Below are 23,517 nucleotides of genomic sequence, written 5' to 3'. Positions count from 1 at the left end.
AAAATTAAAGGAGTCAAGGACAAAATGAAAAGAACTAAAATCGTATGTACAATTGGGCCAGCTAGTGAAGCTCCAGAAAAATTAGCTGCTTTATCAGAAGCAGGAATGAACGTTGCGCGACTAAACTTCTCACATGGTGACCATGAAGAGCATTTAGCACGTATCAATACAATCAAAAAAATTCGTAAAGAAACTGGACGAGTAATCGCGATTCTTTTAGATACTAAAGGACCTGAAATCCGTACACATGATATGGAAAATGGTGCGATTGAATTCCACACTGGTGATGTGGTTCATATTTCAATGACTGAAGTGCTAGGAACAAAAGAAAAATTCTCTATTACTTATCCAGAATTAATCAACGATGTTAAACCTGGATCAATTATCTTAGTAGATGACGGTTTAGTAGGTTTAGCTGTTACTGAAGTAGACCACGCAAATGGAGAAATTGTCTGCGTCGTAAACAACAGCGGTGTTGTTAAAAACAAAAAAGGTATTAACGTTCCTGGTGTTAAAACAAAATTACCTGGTATCACTGAAAAAGACCGTGCAGATATTATTTTCGGTATTGAAAATGATATTGACTTCATCGCAGCAAGTTTCGTTCGTCGTGCTTCAGACGTTCAAGAAATTCGCGATTTATTAAAAGAACATAATGCAACACACATTCAAATTATTCCAAAAATCGAAAACCAAGAAGGTATCGACAATATTGACGAAATCTTAGCTTTATCTGACGGTTTAATGGTTGCTCGTGGAGACATGGGTGTTGAAATCGCTGCGGAAGAAGTTCCGATCGTTCAAAAAATGTTAATCAAGAAATGTAACACATTAGGTAAACCAGTTATTACTGCTACTCAAATGTTAGATTCAATGCAACGTAACCCACGTCCAACACGTGCGGAAGTTGGTGACGTAGCGAATGCTATCTTCGACGGAACAGATGCAGTTATGTTATCTGGTGAATCTGCAGCAGGGGATTACCCAGTAGAAGCAGTTCGTACAATGGCAAATATCTGTGTTCGTACAGAACAAGAAATCCGTGTACGTGACAAATTCAAATTAAAAGCATTCAACGAAAACGATGTAGCTGAAGCGATTGGTCGTTCAGTAGCACATACAGCTAAAAACTTAAAAGTTAAAACAATTGTTGCTGCAACAGAATCAGGACATACTGCGAAAATGATTTCTAAATTCCGTCCTGACGCAACAATCTTAGGTGTCACTTCAACAGAACGTCAACAACGTGCCTTAGCATTAATCTGGGGTGTTAAACCAGTAATCGTTGATCGCGCTAAATCAACTGACGAAATGTTTGAATTATGTCTTCAAGCAGTACGTGACCACCACACTGCTAAAGAAAACGACTTAGTAATCATCACTGCTGGTGTTCCTTTAGGAATTAAAGGTACAACAAACATGATGAAAGTAGCTCGCTTATAATTCATTCAATAATCAAAAGGTTTGAACGAATCTAAAAGGTTTGTTCAAGCCTTTTTTTTATAAAATCGAGAGCGTAAGTGTAAGTGCTTCAAAGATTCATGCGTATCCTTTAAGAAAAAGGCCCAATTTACAGGATAAAAATGACTGTAAGCCCTATTTTGTGGTAAAATAAAAGGACAAATGTAAAAAGAAGGAGGTTTGTTATGACAAGTGAATTATCGACTGTTGTTCAAGCCATTATCACGGATGAAAACGAAAAGTACTTTTTTGTGCAAAAGAGTGGAGAAACATTTCGTCTAAAAAAGAACGAAGCTACAGAATCACTCAAAATTGGTGATGTTGTAACGGGATTCTTATATGAGAATTCTTCTCGTAAAAAAGTCTTTACTCTGAATATTCCTGAAGTAACAAATGAAAGTTATGGATGGGCAAGTGTGACACAAGTCAGAAAAGACTTAGGCGTATTTGTAGATATTGGTTTAGAAGATAAAGATATGGTAGTTTCATTGGATGAACTTCCAAGTATGAAAGAGTTATGGCCAAAGAAAAATAATCGTTTATATGTAACATTGATAAAAGATAAAAAAGATCGTACATGGGCAACGATGGGGGATGGAAACGCACTTAATGATAAAGTGATTCGTGGTCACAAAGGGCTGTTGAATAAAGATTTAACTGGAATTGTGACACAAGTGCGCCTGGTTGGGACTACCATTATGACGCCAGAAGGATATAAATTGTTCTTGCATCCTTCAGAACGATTGTATGAACCAACACTTGGTGAAGAAATTTCTGTTCGTGTGATTGGCTTACGACCTGATGGAGTCCTTAATGTATCAATGAGACCTAGAGCACATGAAGCTATTGGAGATGATGCGGAAATGATTATTGCGATGCTGAAGAATCGACCAACGCATACACTTCCATATTGGGATAAAAGTGATCCTAAAGTCATAAAAGAGATTTTTGGAATTAGTAAAGGACAATTTAAACGTGCCATTGGAAACTTGTTAAAAGCAAAACGAATTACACAAGAAGAAGGATTTATTCATCTGATTGAAGAATAATGAGTGGAGGCGAGTCGCTTGTCATCTATTTCTATTGAAGGGATTCAAAAGAAGTTACAAGAAGAAGGATTCAAACTAACCCTGCAAAGACAGGCAACAGTTGAGATTCTTCTGGAACATTTAAATGAACTATTGACAGCTGAAGAAATTTATATGTTTGTAAAAGAAAAATATCCAGATATTGGATTAGCAACAGTTTATCGAACATTAGAAATTTTAACGGATTTAGAGGTAGTTACCAGAAATATATTTGATGATGGTATTGGTCGCTATCACTTGAAGCAGTCTGTTAGCAGACATTTTGCCCATCATTTATTATGTGTTAAATGTGGTCAAATTCAAGAGGTGGAAGAGGACCTTCTCATTGATGTGGAACAGAAAGTGTTAGAGCAGTTTCATTTTCAGGTGTTGGATCATCGGCTGACTTTCCATGGAATTTGCAAAAATTGCCAGCAAAAGGAAGGGTAGAAGATGAAAGAATTACACTACTTTCTGGATAGTATTGCTGTTCAAGGCTTATCCGATAATACGGTTTCCAGCTATAAACGAGACTTAGAGAAGTTTTCTCAGTTTTTAGAAGAACAGAAGGTGACACGTCTTCAAGATGTGGACCATACGACAATGGTACTATTTCTACAGAAATTAAAAAAAGACGAATATGCTGTTAGTTCAACAAGTCGCATGATTAGTTGCTTGAAGAAGTTCTTCCAGTTTCTCGTGCAAGAGCGAATGGTAGAGCGAGACCCAACACAGCAAATTCATCCGCCAAAACCGAAGAAGCAGTTGCCAAAAGCGCTGAGTATCGATGAAGTGAACCGGTTGCTTGAGGTACCAGATACCTCAACGGTTCTAGGCTTAAGAGATAAGGCGATGCTCGAACTCTTATATGCAACAGGGATGCGTGTAAGCGAACTGATCAGTATTGAACTGAGTGATTTACATTTAGAGCTTGGATTCCTACAAACGATTGGGAAAGGGAATAAACAACGCATTATCCCGATTGGACAAGAAGCAACCAACTGGATTCAAAACTATTTAGAGTATGCACGGCCTGCTTTAGAAGACGAGAAGAAGTTATCGAATGTCTTGTTCTTGAATCACAGAGGTGGACCGTTTACACGTCAAGGTTTCTGGAAGAATTTAAAGAAGATTGTCCAGACAGCCATGATTACAAAGGAAGTGAGCCCGCATACATTGCGCCATTCCTTTGCAACACATATTTTAGAAGCGGGTGCCGACCTTCGAATCGTGCAAGAATTACTCGGACACTCGGATATTAGTACGACACAAATTTATACACATATTACAAACGAACGAATGAAGGAAATTTACAAACAAGCACATCCTCGTTCGTAATAAAGAAAATGGAGATGGAATCTATGAAATTTAAAAGAATACATGTCATTGTAATGGACTCTGTAGGTATTGGAGAAGCACCCGATGCTGCAAAATTTGATGATGCAGGTTCACATACTTTAGGCCATATTTCAGAAACTGTAGGCCTAAATGTGCCAAATATGCAACGTTATGGTTTAGGGAATATCGCTCCTTTAAAAACAGTTCCACCAGTAGAACATCCAGAAGGAAGCTATACGAAACTTGAAGAAGTTTCTGTTGGTAAAGATACAATGACAGGTCACTGGGAATTAATGGGCTTAAATATTAAAACTCCTTTCCGTGTTTTCCCTAATGGTTTCCCACAAGAATTATTAGACCGTATTTCTGAGTTCTCAGGAAGAGGAATCGTATGTAACTTACCATACAGTGGAACAGCGGTTATTGATGACTACGGTAAACACCAAATGGAAACAGGCGATTTAATCGTTTATACTTCTGCTGACCCAGTAATGCAAATTGCTGCTCATGAAGACATTATTCCGCTAGAAGAGTTATATCGTATTTGCGAATATGCACGTGAAATTACAAAAGACGATCCATACATGATTGGTCGTATTATTGCACGTCCATATGTAGGTGAACCTGGAAACTTCCAAAGAACTTCAAACCGACATGACTATGCGTTAAGCCCATTTGGCGAAACAACATTAGACTTCTTGAAGAAAGATGGCTTTGATGTCATTGCAATTGGTAAAATTAACGATATCTTTAACGGACAAGGAATCACTGAATTCGTTCGTACAAAAGACAACATGGATGGCGTAGATAAACTTGTTGAAGTATTGAAGAAAGACTTCACTGGTATGAGTTTCTTAAACTTAGTGGACTTTGACGCGGTTTATGGACACCGTCGTAATACAAAAGGATACGGTGAAGCGCTTGAAGCATTTGATGCTCGTATTCCAGAAATCGTAGAAAACATGAAAGAAGATGATTTACTCATTATCACTGCTGACCACGGAAACGATCCAACATTCAAAGGAACTGACCACACTCGTGAGTACATTCCTGTGTTAGCCATCAGCAAATCATTGAAACACCCAACACACTTACCAGAAGGGCACTTCAGCGATATCGCAGAAACAATCAGCGAAAACTTTGGGGTAGCATCAACTGGTAACGGAACAAGCTTCTTAAAAGAATTAAACTAATAGAGAAAGAGGGAACAACATGAGCAAATACGAACAATTAGTCGAAACAAAAACGTTTTTACAAGAAAAAGGCATTGGTCACATTGATTTCGGAATGATTTTAGGATCCGGGCTTGGTGAACTTGCTGGAGAAGTGAAGAACCCATTAATCTTTGACTATAAAGATATTCCAAACTTCCCAGTATCAACTGTAGTCGGTCATGCTGGCCGTCTTGTATACGGTGAATTAGAAGGCAAACAAGTTCTTATCATGGATGGACGTTTCCACTACTATGAAGGTTACGATATGGAAACAGTAACGTTCCCAATTCGTTTAATGAAATTATTAGATGTTGCAACAATTATCGTTACAAACTCAGCTGGTGGTGCAAACCCAACATTTGAACCAGGGGACTTAATGATTATTACAGATCAAATTAACTACACTGGTACAAACCCATTAATCGGACCAAACGATGACCGCTTTGGACCTCGTTTCCCTGATATGAGCCATGCTTACCACGAATACGGACAAGAAGTGGTTCGTAAAGCGGCTAAAGAATTAAACATCAATATCAAAGAAGGAGTATACATGGGATACTCTGGACCAACATACGAAACACCAGCAGAAATCCGCTTCACTCAAGCAGTAGGTGGGGACGCGGTAGGAATGTCAACAGTTCCTGAAGTTATCGTAGCTAACCATGCTGGTATCAAGGTGATTGGGATTTCATGTATCACAAATTTAGCTGCAGGAATGCAAGCAAACTTAAACCACGAAGAAGTGGTAAAAACAACACAACGCGTTAAAGAAGTGTTCAAATCATTGGTTCGTAAAGTGTTAGTTTTATATTAAGAGACGAACCTCGAGGAGGAATGAATTTGTTAGTACCTTATTCAGCAACGAATAAAAAAATTGTGATGGGATTATTATCCTATATCCCAGAATTCAAGGACTTTAAACGATTGCAAGAGGAAATTGAAGAAATCGCGACGAATCCATCGATTAAATGCTGGCTTTTTAAAGAAAGTGACAGTGAGAATTTTATTGGATTGATTGGAGGAGAAAGCACAACAGACACGGTTATCATTAAATACTTATCGGTGTCACCTTCGTTTCGTGGGGAAAATATTACATTCCAAATGTTAGAAGATTTAGCAAAGATGGAAGATAAAGTATTGAGTGGAACAATTGAGACGAGTGTGATTCTCGCAAAATGGAATAAACATCGTGTAAGTGAGGAACCATGGAAGATTTAACAATTAAAGTAGCTGAATACGAAGGACCGATGGATGTCCTCTTGCATCTGATTCGTGAGATGAAAATCGATATTTACGATATTCCGATGAATGAATTAACGAAGCAATATTTGAACTTCATTCATTCTATGAAAACTTTGGAGTTGGAAGTGGCAGCTGAATATTTAGTAATGGCATCAACCTTATTAGAAATCAAAGCAAGAATGCTTCTTCCAAAACCAAAATTAGAAGAGTTGGATGAAGACGGGGAGCTAATCGTAGAAGATCCTCGTAATCAGCTAGTCCAACAACTATTGGAATATCAACAAATTAAAGAAAATGCCAAAAAGCTAGAGGAGCTTTCTTTCCTAAGGGGGTTACACTTCGGGAAAGAAGCAAGTGACTTGTCTTCTATGCAAGAAATTATTCCTTTAAAAGAAGGAGAAGTGACGACTCAAGATTTATGGAATGCGTTAAAGAAATTAGCGCGTAAGAATATTGCTAAGATGCCGCTAAAGGCCAATATTCAACATGAAACGCATACAGTTGAGGAATTGATGGATTCGATTATTTCAAAAATCGAGCATACAGATAAGAAACAAGTTCCATTCGAGGAATGTTTCCCAGCGTTCAACAGACATGCGATCACAACAACATTTTTAGCGATGTTACAGCTCGTTCGTGAACATCGTGTACGTTTTATTCAAAGTTCTCCATACGAGGATATTTTGATTGAGAAAAGACAAGAAAAGGAGAAAGAGAGTGACTAATTACATTTCAGTATTAGAAGGCTTACTATTTGTTGCTGGAGATGATGGGATTACATTAGAAGAAGCAAGCTATATTTTAGAACTCGAAAGAAGTGCGGTTCGTCAGTTGCTAGATGAATTAAAGAAACGCTTAGAGGACGAAAATAGTGGCCTAGAACTTCTTCTCACAGCTTCTCATTATAAACTTGTGACAAAGGCTAGTTTAAAATCCTATATCGAAAAATATGCGGTTTCTCCATATTCTTCTCAATTGTCTCAAGCCTCTTTAGAAACGTTAGCGATTATCGCGTATAAGCAGCCTGTCACACGTGTGGATATTGAATCGATTCGTGGCGTTCAAAGCAGTGGTTCGATTCAAAAACTATTACTAAGAGATTTAATCGAAGAGGCTGGAAGATTAGAGACGCCTGGTCGTCCAAAATTGTATAAGACAACAGCTTATTTCATGGATTACTTTGGATTAGAATCGCTCGATGCACTGCCAGATGCATCTGATTTATTCGATTTAGACTCTGAAGAAGCGAACCAATTATTTAGAGATAATCATGATTTATTTGAAGAGCTGGAAATGCGCTCTAAAGAACATCATGAAGTAGAAGAAGAGAAAGAGTAGGTTTTTTTGTGGAAAGATTACAAAAAGTAATGGCACACGCTGGTGTGGCATCCCGCAGAAAATGTGAGGCATTTATTCAAGAAGGCCGTGTGAAGGTCAACGGTGAAATCGTCAGAGAACTTGGATTTAAAGTAGGTGCCAATGATAAAATTGAAGTAGACGGGATTCCAATTTATAAAGAAGAACCTGTGTACTTTATGTTTTATAAACCAAAAGGTGTGCTTTCAAGTGCGAGTGATGATAAAGGAAGAACCGTTGTGACGGATTATTTTAAAGATGTAGAGCAACGCGTGTATCCGGTAGGCCGTTTAGACTATGATACAACAGGGCTTCTTTTATTAACAAATGACGGAGAGTTTTCGAACTTAATGACGCATCCAAAGTATCACGTGGAGAAAAAATATATCGCCAAGGTTAAAGGTGTTCCAACGCCAAGACAAATGCGTCAATTGGAACGTGGAATCGTCTTAGATGGGAAGAAAACGTCAAACGCAATAGCTCAAATTTTATCAGTTGATACAGATAAAGGAACAGGGATTGTCGCTTTAACGATTCACGAAGGATGGAATCATCAAGTGAAGCGTATGTTTGAAGCAGTGGAATTACCTGTTATGAAATTAAAACGTGAAGAGTTTGGATTTTTAACGTTAGAAAACTTACGCCCTGGAGACTATCGTGAATTACGCTCATTTGAAGTACAGAAACTAAGAAAGCTCGTTTTAGACGAAAAATAGATTTCTATTAGGGAGTCATACAAAGAAAAACGGACTCATACTGTTGTGAGTCCGTTTTGTTTATTTATTCTTCTGTAAAGGGTCTGTTTTTTCGTTTAATGGCACCAGTTGGACAGGCTGTATAAGCATCTTTGAACTTTTCCAGCGTATCTTCTGGTAGTGGAACTGTTCCGGTATTGTTGTCTTGTATTACAAAGGCAATCCCTTCCGCATCGTACTCGAAGATTTCAGGAGCACGTAGTTGACAGATTCCACAGGCGATACATGAGTCGCAATCAACTTTTGTATAAATTTTTGAAAGAGAGGATTTTTTATCCATGAGTCAGTACTCCTTTTATCAAATTTGGATATTACATGCAATCAAGTCGTATGGTGTAGTTCCTGTAAATCGATTATATCGTATTTTAACGGGAAATCGTACCATGTCGACTTTAATTGGCGTGACAGAAGATAAAACTGAAGTCTTCTTTGCTAGCTTGCCTCATTTAAAAGAAGAGTACTTTCATCAATTAGTAGATGGATTTTTCCGTGAAGGAATAGTTAGCGAAAATGAATCAGGCATAGTGCTACTGAAAGAGATTCCAGAATTTTCGCTTGTGACAAATGGAAGACATGCTGTCAATTATTTGATGCATCCATATTCGTTTGCACAATTAAGAGATGTGACAAGACTTTGGGTCGAATGGATTAGTTATCACCGTTACGAAGAAACAAGCTATCGTCCTTTAATTCAAAATGTATGGTTACAGCAATTATTTAAGAGGTGGTATAAAGAAGAAAAAGAGAACATTACACCAGCTTGGTTTAGTAGTGTTGTGGATGAATTCAAGGTTTGGTCTGAGAAACAAGAAGAATCTGTGAAAGGACATTGGGTAGGGCTTTTTAATGGAGCTAAGTCGACGGCGGCTCTAGAAAATGAGCTTGTTTCGTTATGGGGATTCACCACGGTTGAAGACTGTGAACCTCTTTCGAGATTAGTCTTTATGAAATGGGTGAGTGATGTCTTTGAGGAACCTGAAAATTCTCCAATTGCTTATGGATGGTTTTCTAAAATGTTTGAATGGATTTCTCATGAAACGAGTTCTGTTCAAGAAACAGTTCGTCTATTTGAAAAAGGATTAAAACGAACGGAGATTGCACGTCTTCGTAAACTCAAAGAGAGCACGATTAATGACCATCTCTTAAAGTATGTGTTACTTACAAAAGAGGCATTATATGAACGTGTTGAAGAAACGAAAGCTTCCGTGGCATATAAATCCCTCTTTGAAAATGGACAATATCCTAGGTATAAAGAAGCTAAAGACCAATTTGAAGCAGAAGGGAAGAAAATGGATTTCTTCTTATTCAGATACTATCAAATTAAAGCCTTAAAGGAGCGTGAATGACATGGATCCAATATTGAATCGATTCGGATATGATGCGTTTAGAGAAGGACAACAGGAAGTTATCAGCGCTCTTGAGGAAGGGCATGATGCGATTGCGATTTTACCAACAGGAAATGGAAAATCATTTATCTATCAATATATTGGAATAAAGGATAAATGCAGAGTAGTCATCGTTTCGCCACTGATTGCCTTAATGGTTGATCAAGTGGCTAGTTTAAAACAGATGGGGATTCATAAAGCCGTGGCCATTACTTCCCTTATGACTGAAGCAGAGAAAAATTATATTTTAAGTACGTTAAATGAGTATCAATTTATTTTTGTTTCTCCAGAAATGCTGCAAGCGCCAAGATTCTTTAAGCAATTATCAAAACTTGAAATTGGATTACTCGTTGTCGATGAGGCGCATTGTATATCGCAGTGGGGGTATGACTTTAGAAGCGATTACCTATTTATTGGTAAGATGAGAAAAAGTTTAGGAAGTCCTCGAACGTTAGCGCTAACTGCGACAGCGACGACTCAAGTCATTCATGATATTTATACATTTTTAGGATTAAATAAAAAGGAGACGACTTATTTCCAAGGACATGCCTTCTTGAAGAATCGTGAAATTGATGTTATTTCGGTTGAAGGTCTTCGTAGCAAGATGCTTTCTGAATTGTTGAAGCGTGTGGAATATCCTTGTATCGTGTATGCATCAACGATTAAAGAGATTGAAGGGTTAAAAGAATCACTCCAAGAGGAAGGATTTACAAAAATTGATACGTTTCACTCTAAAAGACATAGTAGCGACCGTCAAACGATTCAGCAAAAATTCCTTAGAGGCGAACTCAATATTTTATTAGCGACAAGTGCTTTTGGAATGGGGATTAATCAGTCAAATATTCGTACGATTATCCATTATCAACTTCCACAGACACTTGAAGATTATGTGCAACAGATTGGTCGTGCGGGTAGAGACTTGCAATTTAGTCGTTGTATTGCCTTGGTTCATTCAGACGATTTTCCCCAAATGAGACGTAAGATTGAACGCTCCTATGAAGTAGATGCCGAGGAAGAGACGGAACTTCATCAAAATATCAAAGAGATAGTGAATGCGTTTCGTTGGAATAATGATCAAACGAGTTTATTCATAAAAAAACAGCGAGAGCGTAAATTAAAGCAAGCAGAGCGGATTGAAGAATTTGCGACAACGACCTTGTGCAAAGAACTATATCTAGCTCAGTTTTTCGGAGAAAAAAGGAAAGATTCGTGTGGGAAGTGTAGTAGTTGTAGGCATCTTGATTTATTTTTAATGGAGATTACTTCTAAGTGGAATGAAGTGGAAAATTCAAAAAATTCCTTTGAAGAGAGCTTTAAAAAATTATTTAATCTCTGATTAAATAGAGTGATTTTTAATTATTTTATGCTACAATAGAGCTAAAGTAAAAGTTTGCACCTAAGCACATAAATATGCTATATTGTTTAGTGAATTGACTGAGGATTGTATTGGGTCAAATTAGGAGGATTTTTGATGAGTGATAACTTTAATAATGATGACTTAAATAAAAATGAAGAACAACCATGGGAAAGAAAATTTGGTGAAGATGAAAACTTAAAAAACCGTCAATTTTCTCGTAGTGCAAGAAATTCTGGAGGGAAAGCAGTAGCTCCTTTATCAAATGTACTATTATTTGTATTCCTAATTGTAATTGTTGCACCAGTATTATTCATGATGTGGTTCTCGATTAGTAATAATAGTAATCAAGTGAAACCTAGAACTGCTGATGATGTTATGCTTACTAAAACGGTTGAAACAACGACAGTAGCACCAGAAACAACAGTTGCACCAACTACAAAACAAGAAGCAACAACAACAGCTCCTGAAGCAACTACGACTGCTCCTAGACAGGCTGAAACAACACAACAAACGCCTACAACAGCAGCGCAACAAAATGGAAATTACGGAACATATGTAGTTAAACAAGGAGATACCTTATACCGTATTGCTGTAAATCACGGAATGGATGTTGCTACATTAAAACAAATTAATGGTTTATCAGGGGATAATATAGCTCCTGGAACTACTTTAAAAGTTAAACAATAATGATTAGTTAATTTTTAGAAGTCTGAGACGCAAGACGTTTCAGACTTTCTTTTTGAAAGGAAGAATAGAATGCAAGTTGCAATTGATGGACCAGCTTCATCTGGAAAAAGTACGATTTCAAAAATGATTGCTAAAGAAACGAATTTTCTATATTTAGATACGGGTGCGATGTATCGTGCAACAACATTGGCTTTTCTAAGAAATAAGATTGCAGTAGTGGATGCTGAAGCAATCAAAGATTTATTAGAGAATTTAGTGATTAGTTTTAGAAATACGGATGAAGGCCAACTCGTTTTCTTAAATGGGCAAGATGTTACACATGAAATTCGTGATCTAGAAGTCACAAGAAATGTCTCTGAAGTTTCAGCGATTAAATCAGTAAGAGCAAAACTTGTTCAAATGCAAAGGGAAATTGCCGAAAATCACTCCATTATTATGGATGGGCGGGATATTGGAACTGTAGTACTTCCAAATGCTGAATTGAAAATTTTCTTAGTAGCTTCAGTTAAAGAACGTGCATTGCGCCGTTTCAAAGAAAACCAAGAGAAGGGTATCGAATTATCTCTTGAAAAATTAGAAGAAGAAATTGCTCACCGTGACTATTTAGACAGTACTCGCAAAGAGTCTCCTTTGAAAAAAGCGGATGATGCAATTGAAATCGATACAACAAGCCTATCAATTCAAGAAGTTGTTTCTAAAATCACGAATCTTATCCAAGAAAAGTTAACGAATTAACCAGATTTTACACAAAAACACTAGAATTCGTTTTCATTTAGTGGTATGATTGTAAATGGATAAAAAGTTTGATTTTACACAAAAAGTAAACTTTGCGTTCGTATGAATTGTCGCGCTAGGAGGAAGTCACATGTCAGAATTACAAACAATGCAAGATGCGCTAGATATCGTTAAAGATATTCAAATCGGAGATTTAGTACAAGGTGAAGTATTAACTCTACAAGATAAACAAGCCATCGTCGGAATTATCGGTGGAGGTGTTGAAGGGGTTATTCCTTTCAATGAATTATCAACATCACCAGTGGAACGTGTAGAAGACGTTTTATCAGTAGGAGATGTTGTTGATTTAGTAGTCATCAAACAAATCAAAGATAAAGAAAATGGAAGTTTCTTACTTTCTAAAAAACGTGTAGATGCACGTAAAGTTTGGGAAGAAATTCAAGCTAAATTTGATAATAAAGAAATTATCGAAGCTCCAGTTGTGGATGCTGTTAAAGGTGGTTTAGTAGTAGATGCAGGAGTTCGTGCTTTCGTACCAGCTTCTATGGTATCAGACCACTATGTTGATAACTTAGCTCAATTCAAAGGCCAAACATTAGCTTTTGAAATCGTTGAAATCGAACCAAGCGAAAATCGTTTAATCTTATCACGTAAAAACTTAGTTGCAGCTGAAAAAGCAGCTAAGCGTGCAGCTGTATTTGAATCAATTCAAGAAGGTTCTGTAGTGACTGGTAAAGTTGCTCGATTAACAAACTTCGGTGCGTTTATCGACTTAGGTGGAGTGGACGGATTAGTTCATATTTCACAAATCTCTCACGAACATGTTGCAAAAGCAAGCGACAAATTAGAAGTTGGCCAAGAAGTTCAAGCAAAAGTTATTTCTGTAGATCCTGAAAGCGGACGTGTATCATTATCAATCAAAGATACATTAGCAGGACCATGGGATAACATTGAAGAACGTGCTGCAGTTGGTTCAGTATTAGATGGTTTAGTAAAACGTCTAACTACTTTCGGAGCATTCGTTGAATTATTCCCTGGAGTAGAAGGGTTAGTTCACATCTCTCAAATCGCTCACCAACATATTGCAACACCACACGAAGTTCTTAAAGAAGGTCAAGAGGTTCAAGTGAAAGTTCTTGAAGTTCATCCAGAACAACAACGTATTTCTTTAAGTATTAAAGCTTTACAAGAAGCTCCAAAACCTGAAAAAGAAGAAGTTGAAGAAGTGGTTGAAGAAACCTACGAATTACCTGAAGAAGATGTTTCATTCTCTTTAGCAGATCGTTTAGGTGATCAACTTTCTGAACTTAAAGTTGAAGAATAACATTCATATAAAAGTTAAGTGGAAATAGTCTGGACTGGTTCCAGACTATTTTTATGATAGAATTAGAGAAAAAGGAGGAATAGTATGTCAACACCAGTTATTGCCGTTGTAGGAAGACCAAATGTTGGGAAGTCTACAATTTTTAACCGTATTGTCGGTGAACGTATCTCTATCGTAGAAGATATTGCCGGTGTCACTCGTGACCGTATCTATTCTGAAGGTGAGTGGTTAGGTCACTCATTTAATATTATTGATACAGGTGGAATTGATATTACGGATGAACCGTTTATGTCAAATATCCGTATGCAAGCAGAGATTGCGATGGAAGAAGCAGATGTGATTATCTTCCTTACAAGTGTGAAAGAGGGCGTGACAACGACTGACGAACACATTGCAAAATTACTCTATCGTACAAATAAACCAGTTTTACTTGCTGTTAATAAAGTGGATAACCCAGAATTACGTTCAGAAATTTTTGATTTCTATGCGTTAGGATGCGGCGAGCCATTTCCAATCTCAGGAAGTCATGGTTTAGGTCTTGGTGATTTATTAGATGCAGCTGTTAAAGCTTTCCCTGAAGATAAAGGAGACGAAGAGGATAAAGATGTAATCAAGTTTAGTTTCATCGGACGTCCAAACGTAGGGAAATCGAGTTTAGTGAATGCGATGCTTGGTGAAGAACGTGTAATTGTATCGAATGTTGCAGGAACGACACGTGATGCCATCGATACAACTTTCGAAGACGAAGAAGGTACTGTCTTCAAGATGATTGATACTGCCGGTATTCGTAAGAAAGGTCGTGTCTTTGAATCCACTGAAAAATATAGTGTTCTTCGTGCCTTAAGAGCGATTGAACGAAGCGATATTGTTTGTGTGGTCTTGAATGCCGAAGAAGGAATTCAAGAACAAGATAAGAAGATTGCTGGATACGCTCATGAAGCCGGTAAAGGTGTCGTTATTTTAGTGAATAAATGGGATACTCTTGAAAAAGATAATTCAACGTATAAAGAGTTTGAGGACAAGATTCGTCAAGAATTCCTATATTTATCATACGCTCCGATTATCTTTGTATCTGCAAAAACGAAACAACGTCTCTCAAAAATCCCACCAATTCTAAAAGAGATTCATGAAGTTCGTTCACGTCGAATTTCATCTTCAGTGCTGAACGATGTATTGATGGATGCTATTGCCATGAACCCAACTCCAACGGATAAAGGAAACAGATTGAAAATTTACTATATGACACAAGTAGCGATTCAACCACCTACGTTTGTTACTTTTGTTAACGATGTAGAATTGATGCATTTTTCATACGAGCGGTTCTTAGAAAATAGAATTCGTTCTGCTTTCGGTTTTGAAGGGACTCCAATACATATGATTACCCGTCAAAGAAAGTAAAAAAAATCATATCTATCTTATAAAAGACGATATAAACCATTGAAACTATTCTCTTAGAATGTTATACTTTAGAAGAAATCAAAACTATTTAGATTTCCAGATTAGTTGGACCACTCAACAAAATCTGATAGAAATTCTTATTTGATGGAGGTGAAACTAAAATGGCTAACAAAGCAGAATTAGTAGATCGCGTTGCTAAAAAAACGCAATTAACAAAGAAAGATGTTTCAGCAACAGTTGAAGCTTTATTCGAAACAATTCAAGAGGCTTTAAAAGCAGGTGAAAAAGTTCAAGTTATCGGATTTGGTAACTTTGAAGTTCGCGAACGCGCTGCTCGTAAAGGACGTAACCCTCAAACAGGTAAAGAAATTAAAATCAAAGCTTCTAAAGTTCCAGCATTCAAAGCTGGTAAAGCTCTTAAAGATGCAGTTAAAAAATAATTCAATTGAACTATTTTCTTAGCAAGAAGTTTTAAATGGTGTTATATTAGAGATATCTCTATATAATGCCATTTTTTATTATATACATATTTATTAATAGTTTTTATTATATCAAGGAGAATTTATGACTACAGTAATTAAAGACATACAACAAGCTTTAGAAGAACAAGATATTGAAAAAGTATATGAATCTTATCATCGATTTTTTGATCATTTTGACCCAGAAAATGACCTTCAAGAGATGGCGGACTTGGCAACATATTCTGTATCCATCGGGTTCTATGAAGAAGCAAAAAGGGCTTTGTTACGACTTACAGAAGTTGAACCAGATGAAGCGATTTGGACGATTTTACTAGCTGAAATTTTAGTTGCTGAAGGTGAAACAGACCAAGCGTTATCGATTCTGTATGATATTCCAGAAACAGATCCAGACTATCCAAGTGTATTGGTGGTACAATCAGAAGCATATCGTGAAGAAGGGGACTTTGATTTAGCAGAGAAAAAACTCTTAAAAGCAAAAGATTTGGAACCGGATGAAGCTATCATTGATTTCTACTTAGGAACATTATTATTTGAAGCGGGTAGTTTCGAACGTAGCGCCTTTTTCTTAGAGCGTTTCTTAAAGCAAAATCCAGAGGAAACTGGGGAAGAGGAACGTGCACAAGAATTGTACGTTGAAGCAACTTTGAGAATGGGAAATAAAGAGCCCTTAGAGCAATTTATTGGGGAAGAGAGTATTGACGGGCTATCAAGTGATTTACTCACTCAAATGGCTTCGTATGAGTCTATTGAGGGCAACTACGAAAAATCTCTCGAGTACTATATGGAACTTCTAGAACGTGAACCTGAAAATAGTGAAGTGACACTAAACGTAATTCAATGTCTCTTAATCTTAAAACGTGATGAGGAAGCAAAATCCTATGCTAAGAAATGGATTGCTTTTGATGAATTGAACGATGAAGCACATCGTATTCTTGGACAAATTGAAATTGCAACAGGAAATCAACAGGAAGGATTACTTGAATTAAAAGAAGCCGTAAACTTAAATAATGATTCAATTCTCAATGTGACAAGCTATGTTGAAGCTTTGAATGAGGAAGAAGAATATGAGGAAAGTATTGCATTTCTAGAGAGCCTAGAAACAAAAGAAGATGCTGTTATTCTTTACTTGTTTGCGAAAACTTATGAAGCAATGGAAGAGTACAGTGAAGCATTTACGAACTATCAAAAAGCTTATGAAGCAGGTGAAAGTTCCTTAGAATTCTATGAAGATTACATTCGATTTATGATTGAAGAAGGAAGAAAGGAACAAGCAAAAGTAGCTTTACAAGAAGCTTTGAAATTAGATCCGTTTAATCCAGAGTTTATTCGTTATTCATTTATTTTTGAAGAATAGGAGTGGTATAATGTTTAACCCAAGTTTAGAAACCAAGAAAAAGTTTATTTCGTGGTTTATTTCGAACCATTCTTTAAAAAGAAGAGAATCCCTTTGGATTTTGAATTATCTTTTAAACCATGAATTATTATTGAAACAAATTCATTTTGTTGAACATGTAGAATCAACTCCAAAAGGAATGTTGTTTTCAACGATTAAACCTGCTCAAGAATCCTTCTTATTTTTTAAAGAAGGGACCTCTTTTGATAATCCAGAAGTTGCTTTTCATGATATGCGTCTTCATTGGAAAGAAGATTGTTTCGTTGAACTTGATTTTCCAAATGCATACAAAAGTATGGTAAGTTTTGGTGTGTTAGAAAAGAATCCGTATTTCATTTCAGAACTTGATGAAATAGATTCTGTAACAGAAGAACTACAAACCATTCAAAAGGAAGTTCAAATCTCGCAGTTAAAACTAGAAATCAATGAAGCACTTGAAAAAATGGACTCAGAACTCTTTATGCAATTAACAAATCGATTAAAGGAGTTAGAAAATGAATAAATTTAATCGAAAAATTGACATTCTATCGGTTCCACTTTTTGTTGCAGCTTTACCTGTTTTACAAACCTTAAAGAAGGCTGGACATGAAGCAGTATTTGTTGGAGGGTCCGTTCGAGATTTAGTATTGGGTAAAGAGATTTCTGATGTAGATATAGCAACAAGTGCCACACCTGAAGAAGTGAAATCTTTATTTTCCCATACGGTAGATGTAGGTATTGAACATGGTACAGTACTAGTCATTTATCATCAAGATAGTTATGAGGTTACCACCTTTAGAACGGAAGGGACTTATCAAGATTTTAGACATCCGGATTCTGTTACCTTTGTTAGAAGTCTTGAAGAAGATTTAATGAGACGGGACTTTACCATTAATGCATTAGCTATTAATGATCAAGAAGAAATTGTCGATTACTTTGATGGGCTTAAAGACTTGGAAAACTCTATCATTCGATGTGTTGGAAATCCTATGGAGCGTTTTAATGAGGATGCGCTTCGAATGATGAGAGCTATACGATTTGCAGGTCAATTAGGTTTTACAATAGAATCGAAGACGTTTAATGCCATTCGTGTTCTGAAAAGTAATTTAGAACGTGTTGCGGTGGAGCGAATGAAGGTAGAATTTGAGAAAATGATTGTTAGTTTGCATCGTAACAATGCGTTTCTTGCATTTATCGAATCAGATTTGTATCAATCATGTCCGGATTTTGCAAATTCTAGAGAAACATTGAAAAAAATTGGAGAGTTTCCAGTGAATTCTATGTCGATTCTTCAAGCGTGGGTTTTATTTGCGTATTATAATCAATTAAGTGCTTCCGAGCTAAAAAAAGTATTAAAAAATTGGAAATCTTCAAATGAGCAAATTTCTGAGACGTTGATAGGATATCAAACGTTTCTTAAGCGTTTAGATAAAGAGTGGGATTCATTCATGGCATACGAATGTTCAGAAAGGATTGCTATTGAAATTGAAGGATTACTCCCTGGACTTGGTAGAACTGAAAATCATAATATCTTAACTCAAGTGTATATAACTTTACCTATTCATTCTATGCAAGATATTCAGATAGATGGATTTGGTGTAAAAGAAGCATTAAAGCTTGAAAAAATGGGGCCAAAGATAGGGAAAGTTCTTCAAGCAGTTGAGAAGGCCATATTATCTGATGAATTAAAAAATGAAAACCATGAAATTGTTGATTGGATAAGGAACCATTTTCTCGAAAATTAATGCTATGAAATCAATTTCATTTTTTCATTTATTAGTATTAAGTCTTGAATGAAAGGCGTTTCAATGGTAAAATTAATCTTGTAAGCAATAATATTTTAAGGAGTGACCCTATATGAAAAAGGTTATGTCAGGTTTACGATTTGTATTTAGAAATGGAGAAACATGGACGATTAATCGCCGTTTGATTGGTGACTTATGGATTAAAAAAGTTACAACTTCATTTGGACGTATTAACGGTGGAGAATTCCAAGAAATTCACCCATGTGAATCATTACGTATTGAAATCTTACCAGAAGCTGACCACGTAATGTCTGAAGACATTAACTTAGGTGGATTAGAATTAGGTATGTTCGAACGTGTTAAAAAATATAGCGATATTGAATTAATGGATATTTTATATTTAGATGGAAATCATCCAAAATCAGACGTAGTTGTTGAAACTGACCGCGTTTATTTCCCATACAGCCCTGTAGATGAAGATGGAAATGACAACAAATTCCAAAGTTCAGCTATTGGATCTCACGGAAACTTATTTATTGTAATTGATCCTGAAAAATCTGTAGAAGATATCTATCCTGAAATTTAATGAATTTAGAAAGTCTAAGACTATTTTGTCTTAGACTTTTTTATATTAAAATTTTTATATAAGAGGCTAGTTCTTTTCAGATTTTAAAGGTATAATGAAGCCAGAATAATTTAAAGGAGAGAGAGTATGAAAGTATGTTTTATTGCAGCTGAGGCAGCTCCTTTCGTGAAAGTTGGAGGTTTAGGAGATGTTATTGGCTCTCTACCGAAGGCGCTTCGTGAACTGGGAATAGATGCTCGAGTAGTATTGCCCCTATATTCTAGCATTGATCGTGAACGATTTGGATTAAAATATAGTGGATATCAGTTTGTTGATTTAGGTTGGAGACACTTATATTGTGGAATATTTGAAACTGTAGTTGACGGCGTTCCGTTTTATTTTATTGATAATGAACAGTACTTTAAGAGAGAGAGTATTTATGGACAAGCCGATGACGGTGAGAGATTTGCTTTCTTTTCCAAAGCTGCTCTTGAGATTTTACCTGGTGTTGACTTTAAACCAGACATTGTTAACGTAAACGATTGGCATACGGCTCTTTCTGTCATTTATTTAGATGTGTTGAAGAGTAGAGAAGCAGATTTCTATAAAAATATGAAAAGCGTTCTTTCGATTCATAATATTGAGTTTCAAGGACGATTTAACCCGTATGAAATGGGAAATCTATTTGGGCTAGATAATAAATATTTCGATGCGTTAATTTATAATGGTGATTTAAATTTATTAAAAGGTGCTATTCAACTCGCAGATCGTATCAATACTGTTAGCGAAACCTATGCTCGTGAGATTTTAGATCCTTATTTTTCATACGGATTAGATAAAATTTTGATTGTTGAACAAGGAAAATTAAAAGGGATTTTAAACGGGATTGATATTGAAAAATTTAATCCTAAAACGGATCCGATTATTCCTATTAACTATGATATTCATACTTTTGAAGATAAAGTAAAGAATAAGCTAGAACTTCAAAAAGAGTTAGGATTAGAAGTAAGCGAGGATATTCCATTAATTGGTATGGTAACAAGATTAACTCATCAAAAAGGAATTGATTTGCTATTACAGGCTAGCGAGGATATTTTAAGAACTGGAGCACAGTTAGTTGTGTTAGGAACCGGAGATGCTCATTATGAAAGTGCTTTACGTTCTCTAGAAAATTATCGCCATGATCGAGTTCGCAGCATTCTTCTATTTTCTAATGAAATGTCCGCAAAAATATATGCTTCCAGCGATATTTTCCTAATGCCTTCTAAAACCGAGCCTTGTGGTTTGTCACAATTAATCTCAATGAGATATGGTACAGTCCCTGTGGTACATCGTGTAGGTGGATTGCGAGACACCGTAATTCCTTTTACTGGAGTAGAAGGAAATGGATTCACGTTTGAAAGTTTCCAATCGGGAGATATGATGGATGCAATTTATCGTGCAGTAACTTGTTTCTATCAATCACCTGGTGAATGGAATCAAATTATCCAAAATAATCTCAATAAAGATGTTAGCTGGGAAAAATCTGCTAAACAATATTTGTCGTTGTATCATGAAGTGCTGTAATAAGAAAGAGGAAAATAAATGGTTGATAAGAGCTTAGTAAGTCGTGTTGATAATTCGTTGAAAAATCAATTTGGGGTCACTATTTCGAACGCAAGCAAGCGTCAAGTCTATGAAGCATTAATGAGATCTGTTCGAGATATTTTAATGGAAAAGAAATTTAGTTATGAACAAACTTTAAAACAAACTCGTCAGAAACGTGCCTATTATATGTCAATGGAATTTTTAGTTGGCCGTACTTTGCGAAATAATTTGTTTAATTTAGGACTTGAATCAGAAGCAAAAGATTATTTGAAAGAAAATAACTTTTCATTAAATGAAATCTATAATATGGAACCAGACCCAGGACTTGGAAATGGTGGTCTTGGAAGACTTGCTGCTTGTTATTTAGATGCATTAACAAGTAATGAGTATCCAGTAACAGGATTCTCTATTCTCTATGAATATGGTATCTTTAAGCAAGTTATTACTAATGGTTGGCAACAAGAGTTTCCAGATCAATGGTTAGATTTAGGAAAGTATGGTCTAGTTTACCGTCATGATGAAGAAGTAGAGGTCCGTTTCTATGGGGAATTAGAACAAGTGATGACAGATACGGGTTTAAAAGTAATCCATAAAAATTACACCTCTATCCAAGCAGAACCTTATGATTTATTGATTTCAGGATATGACGCTTCTGCAGTAAATACACTACGTCTATGGGAAGCAAAAGCCAAAACTGGCTTCAACATGAAGCTGTTTGAACGTGGTGAATATACTAAATCATCAGAGGCTGAAGCAATTGCGTCTTCTATTTCTAAATTATTATATCCAGCCGACGTTACTAACGAGGGTAAAGAGTTACGAATTAAACAACAATACTTCTTTATTAGTGCTTCATTACAACAATTAGTGAAGAACCATTACCATGAATTTGGTACATTAGAAAACTTTTCTGAACACGTTGCGCTTCATATTAATGATACCCATCCTGCTATGGGTGTTGCTGAATTAATGCGCTTATTAGTGGATGAATATGGATATGATTGGGACAAAGCATGGAAAATTACGACAAAAACATTTGCTTATACAAACCACACGATTATGGCAGAAGCTTTGGAAAAATGGGCAGTTTCATTATTCCAACCAATTCTTCCTCGTATTTATTCTATTATTGAAGAAATTAATAGACGATTCTGTTTATGGGTAATAGAACAAGGAAAAGAATATACCTTAAGGGATACAGCGATTATTTATGACGATATGATTAAGATGGCAAATCTTTCAATTGTGGGTAGTCATTATGTAAACGGGGTATCAAAACTGCATAGTGATATTCTTGTTCGTGATACTTTTAAAGCATTCAACGAATTATATCCAGGGAAATTTGGAAATGTGACGAATGGTATAGCTCATCGACGTTGGTTAGGACAAGCCAATCCGGAGCTAGCCTCTTATTTAGAACAATTAATTGGAAATGATTTTATTAAAGATCTTTCTGGCATTTCTAAATTGAATGCCTATAAGGATGACGAAAATGTTTTAGAGGCACTTAGAGAAATTAAACTAAAGAAAAAAGAGCAGTTAGCAGACTATATTCGCGAAACTCTTGCGATTTCAGTAAATCCTCATTCAATCTTTGACGTACAGGTGAAGAGATTACATGAATACAAACGTCAATTATTAAATGCTTTGCACATTGTGTATCTTTACCATGAGATTAAATACAGCGGATTACGTCCGACACCACGCACATTTATCTTTGCTGCGAAAGCTTCTTCAGGATATCAAATGGCGAAAAACATTATTAAATTTATTCACTCGATTTCTCAAATGGTTGAAAGTGATGAATTAGTGCGTGAGTATATTAAGGTAGTATTTATTCCAGACTACAAAGTAACGTTAGCAGAAATCATTTTGCCAGCTGCGGATGTCAGTGAACAAATTTCTCAAGCAGGTAAAGAAGCTAGTGGTACAGGTAATATGAAATTAATGTTAAATGGTGCAGTGACTCTTGGTACAATGGACGGAGCGAACGTTGAAATCTACGAAGCTGTAGGAGAAGACAATATCGTGATTTTCGGGCTAGAAACAGAAGAGGTAGAAGCGTTATATGCTCAAGGTTATAAACCATGGGAGTACTATAATCGTTCACCTAAGATTAAGACAGTTCTTGATTTCATCCGTACAATGACGGTTGGTGGAATGAATTTCAACTTCATCGTGGATTATTTATTAACTCAAGATCATTATATGTGTCTTGCAGATTTTGATAGCTATGTTGAAGCACAAGAACGTATTGAAAAAGCCTATAATGATTCCAATAAATGGATGAAGATGAGTCTAGCAAACATTGCAAACGCTGGAATATTTTCAGCAGATCGTTCTGTGGAAGAGTATGCGAAAGATATATGGCATATAAAAAAGGTAGAAGGCTAAATAAAAAGAAGATTATCACGGTTCTATAATTTTTAGGGTTGATGGAAATTTTC

At 36.1% G+C, this 23,517-nt stretch carries 23 protein-coding genes and 1 pseudogene; 23 read left to right on the top strand and 1 reads right to left on the bottom strand.

Going from position 1 to position 23,517, the window contains the following annotated elements; genetic code table 11:
* Positions 1-24: 24 nt before the first annotated feature.
* The 10 genes and pseudogenes from pyk to HMPREF3106_RS05720 form a co-directional block, all read left to right on the top strand.
* Positions 25-1,431 (top strand): annotated as a pseudogene (gene pyk / locus HMPREF3106_RS05765) (pyruvate kinase); the annotation flags it as partial.
* Positions 1,432-1,646: 215 nt separating this feature from the next.
* The gene (locus HMPREF3106_RS05760) at positions 1,647-2,510 is read left to right on the top strand and encodes a CvfB family protein (RefSeq protein ID WP_070437075.1); all 864 of its coding nucleotides are present in this window, start codon (positions 1,647-1,649) and stop codon (positions 2,508-2,510) included.
* Between the two features lie 18 nt (positions 2,511-2,528).
* The gene (locus tag HMPREF3106_RS05755) at positions 2,529-2,978 is read left to right on the top strand and encodes a Fur family transcriptional regulator (RefSeq protein WP_070437076.1); all 450 of its coding nucleotides are present in this window, start codon (positions 2,529-2,531) and stop codon (positions 2,976-2,978) included.
* A 3-nt stretch (positions 2,979-2,981) separates the two neighbouring features.
* Entirely contained in the window at positions 2,982-3,866 is an 885-nt protein-coding gene (gene xerD / locus HMPREF3106_RS05750) for a site-specific tyrosine recombinase XerD (RefSeq protein WP_070437077.1), read from the top strand.
* A gap of 23 nt (positions 3,867-3,889) precedes the next feature.
* The gene (gene deoB, locus HMPREF3106_RS05745; RefSeq protein WP_148128790.1) at positions 3,890-5,059 is read left to right on the top strand and encodes a phosphopentomutase; all 1,170 of its coding nucleotides are present in this window, start codon (positions 3,890-3,892) and stop codon (positions 5,057-5,059) included.
* Between the two features lie 19 nt (positions 5,060-5,078).
* Positions 5,079-5,894, top strand: coding sequence for a purine-nucleoside phosphorylase (locus tag HMPREF3106_RS05740; protein ID WP_049554457.1), 816 nt, complete (start codon positions 5,079-5,081; stop codon positions 5,892-5,894).
* 26 nt (positions 5,895-5,920) lie between these two features.
* Positions 5,921-6,298 (top strand): GNAT family N-acetyltransferase, encoded by a 378-nt coding sequence (locus HMPREF3106_RS05735; RefSeq protein ID WP_049554458.1) that lies wholly within the window; start codon positions 5,921-5,923, stop codon positions 6,296-6,298.
* Complete coding sequence (locus HMPREF3106_RS05730; protein ID WP_049554459.1) at positions 6,286-7,047, top strand: segregation and condensation protein A; 762 nt, start codon at positions 6,286-6,288, stop codon at positions 7,045-7,047. The genes HMPREF3106_RS05735 and HMPREF3106_RS05730 overlap by 13 nt, the downstream gene beginning before the upstream one ends.
* Positions 7,040-7,660: an SMC-Scp complex subunit ScpB gene (gene scpB, locus HMPREF3106_RS05725; protein ID WP_048710093.1), complete on the top strand. Its 621-nt coding sequence runs from the start codon at positions 7,040-7,042 to the stop codon at positions 7,658-7,660. The genes HMPREF3106_RS05730 and scpB overlap by 8 nt, the downstream gene beginning before the upstream one ends.
* Before the next feature lie 8 nt (positions 7,661-7,668).
* The gene (locus HMPREF3106_RS05720) at positions 7,669-8,394 is read left to right on the top strand and encodes a pseudouridine synthase (RefSeq protein WP_070444978.1); all 726 of its coding nucleotides are present in this window, start codon (positions 7,669-7,671) and stop codon (positions 8,392-8,394) included.
* Between the two features lie 64 nt (positions 8,395-8,458).
* Here HMPREF3106_RS05720 and HMPREF3106_RS05715 read toward each other — a convergent pair whose 3' ends face one another.
* On the bottom strand, positions 8,459-8,713 hold the full coding sequence (locus HMPREF3106_RS05715; RefSeq protein WP_070437080.1) for a ferredoxin: 255 nt from the start codon (positions 8,711-8,713) through the stop codon (positions 8,459-8,461).
* Here HMPREF3106_RS05715 and HMPREF3106_RS05710 point away from each other — a divergent pair.
* The 13 genes from HMPREF3106_RS05710 (at position 8,712) to HMPREF3106_RS05650 (ending at position 23,464) form a co-directional block, all read left to right on the top strand.
* Positions 8,712-9,779 carry a helix-turn-helix domain-containing protein gene (locus HMPREF3106_RS05710; protein WP_070444975.1) on the top strand — a complete coding sequence of 356 codons (1,068 nt, stop codon included), beginning with the start codon at positions 8,712-8,714 and terminating at the stop codon, positions 9,777-9,779. The two genes, HMPREF3106_RS05715 and HMPREF3106_RS05710, sit on opposite strands and share 2 nt — an antisense overlap.
* 1 nt (position 9,780) lies before the next feature.
* Complete coding sequence (locus tag HMPREF3106_RS05705; RefSeq protein ID WP_070444972.1) at positions 9,781-11,154, top strand: RecQ family ATP-dependent DNA helicase; 1,374 nt, start codon at positions 9,781-9,783, stop codon at positions 11,152-11,154.
* A 135-nt stretch (positions 11,155-11,289) separates the two neighbouring features.
* On the top strand, positions 11,290-11,862 hold the full coding sequence (locus HMPREF3106_RS05700; protein WP_070444969.1) for an SAG1386/EF1546 family surface-associated protein: 573 nt from the start codon (positions 11,290-11,292) through the stop codon (positions 11,860-11,862).
* Between the two features lie 69 nt (positions 11,863-11,931).
* A complete protein-coding gene (cmk, locus tag HMPREF3106_RS05695) occupies positions 11,932-12,597 on the top strand; it encodes a (d)CMP kinase (RefSeq protein ID WP_070444966.1) in 666 nt (221 codons plus the stop codon).
* A gap of 130 nt (positions 12,598-12,727) precedes the next feature.
* Positions 12,728-13,921: a 30S ribosomal protein S1 gene (gene rpsA / locus HMPREF3106_RS05690; protein ID WP_049554466.1), complete on the top strand. Its 1,194-nt coding sequence runs from the start codon at positions 12,728-12,730 to the stop codon at positions 13,919-13,921.
* An 84-nt stretch (positions 13,922-14,005) separates the two neighbouring features.
* Positions 14,006-15,319, top strand: a complete 1,314-nt coding sequence (der, locus tag HMPREF3106_RS05685; RefSeq protein WP_070444963.1) for a ribosome biogenesis GTPase Der — start codon at positions 14,006-14,008, stop codon at positions 15,317-15,319.
* A gap of 161 nt (positions 15,320-15,480) precedes the next feature.
* Positions 15,481-15,759 (top strand): HU family DNA-binding protein, encoded by a 279-nt coding sequence (locus HMPREF3106_RS05680; protein WP_005605703.1) that lies wholly within the window; start codon positions 15,481-15,483, stop codon positions 15,757-15,759.
* 124 nt (positions 15,760-15,883) lie between these two features.
* Positions 15,884-17,155 (top strand): tetratricopeptide repeat protein, encoded by a 1,272-nt coding sequence (locus HMPREF3106_RS05675; RefSeq protein WP_070444960.1) that lies wholly within the window; start codon positions 15,884-15,886, stop codon positions 17,153-17,155.
* A 10-nt stretch (positions 17,156-17,165) separates the two neighbouring features.
* Entirely contained in the window at positions 17,166-17,696 is a 531-nt protein-coding gene (locus HMPREF3106_RS05670; RefSeq protein ID WP_070437086.1) for a YpiB family protein, read from the top strand.
* Positions 17,689-18,918, top strand: coding sequence for a CCA tRNA nucleotidyltransferase (locus HMPREF3106_RS05665; RefSeq protein WP_083278702.1), 1,230 nt, complete (start codon positions 17,689-17,691; stop codon positions 18,916-18,918). The genes HMPREF3106_RS05670 and HMPREF3106_RS05665 overlap by 8 nt, the downstream gene beginning before the upstream one ends.
* A 112-nt stretch (positions 18,919-19,030) precedes the next feature.
* Complete coding sequence (locus HMPREF3106_RS05660) at positions 19,031-19,504, top strand: hypothetical protein (RefSeq protein ID WP_005605696.1); 474 nt, start codon at positions 19,031-19,033, stop codon at positions 19,502-19,504.
* Between the two features lie 126 nt (positions 19,505-19,630).
* Positions 19,631-21,049 (top strand): glycogen synthase GlgA, encoded by a 1,419-nt coding sequence (gene glgA, locus HMPREF3106_RS05655; protein WP_070437087.1) that lies wholly within the window; start codon positions 19,631-19,633, stop codon positions 21,047-21,049.
* An 18-nt stretch (positions 21,050-21,067) separates the two neighbouring features.
* A complete protein-coding gene (locus HMPREF3106_RS05650; protein ID WP_070444957.1) occupies positions 21,068-23,464 on the top strand; it encodes a glycogen/starch/alpha-glucan phosphorylase in 2,397 nt (798 codons plus the stop codon).
* Positions 23,465-23,517 lie beyond the last annotated feature (53 nt).

It is taken from the genome of Granulicatella sp. HMSC31F03 (genome assembly GCF_001807725.1).
Taxonomy (GTDB): domain Bacteria; phylum Bacillota; class Bacilli; order Lactobacillales; family Aerococcaceae; genus Granulicatella; species Granulicatella adiacens.
This window is presented reverse-complemented; position numbering and strand designations above follow the sequence as displayed.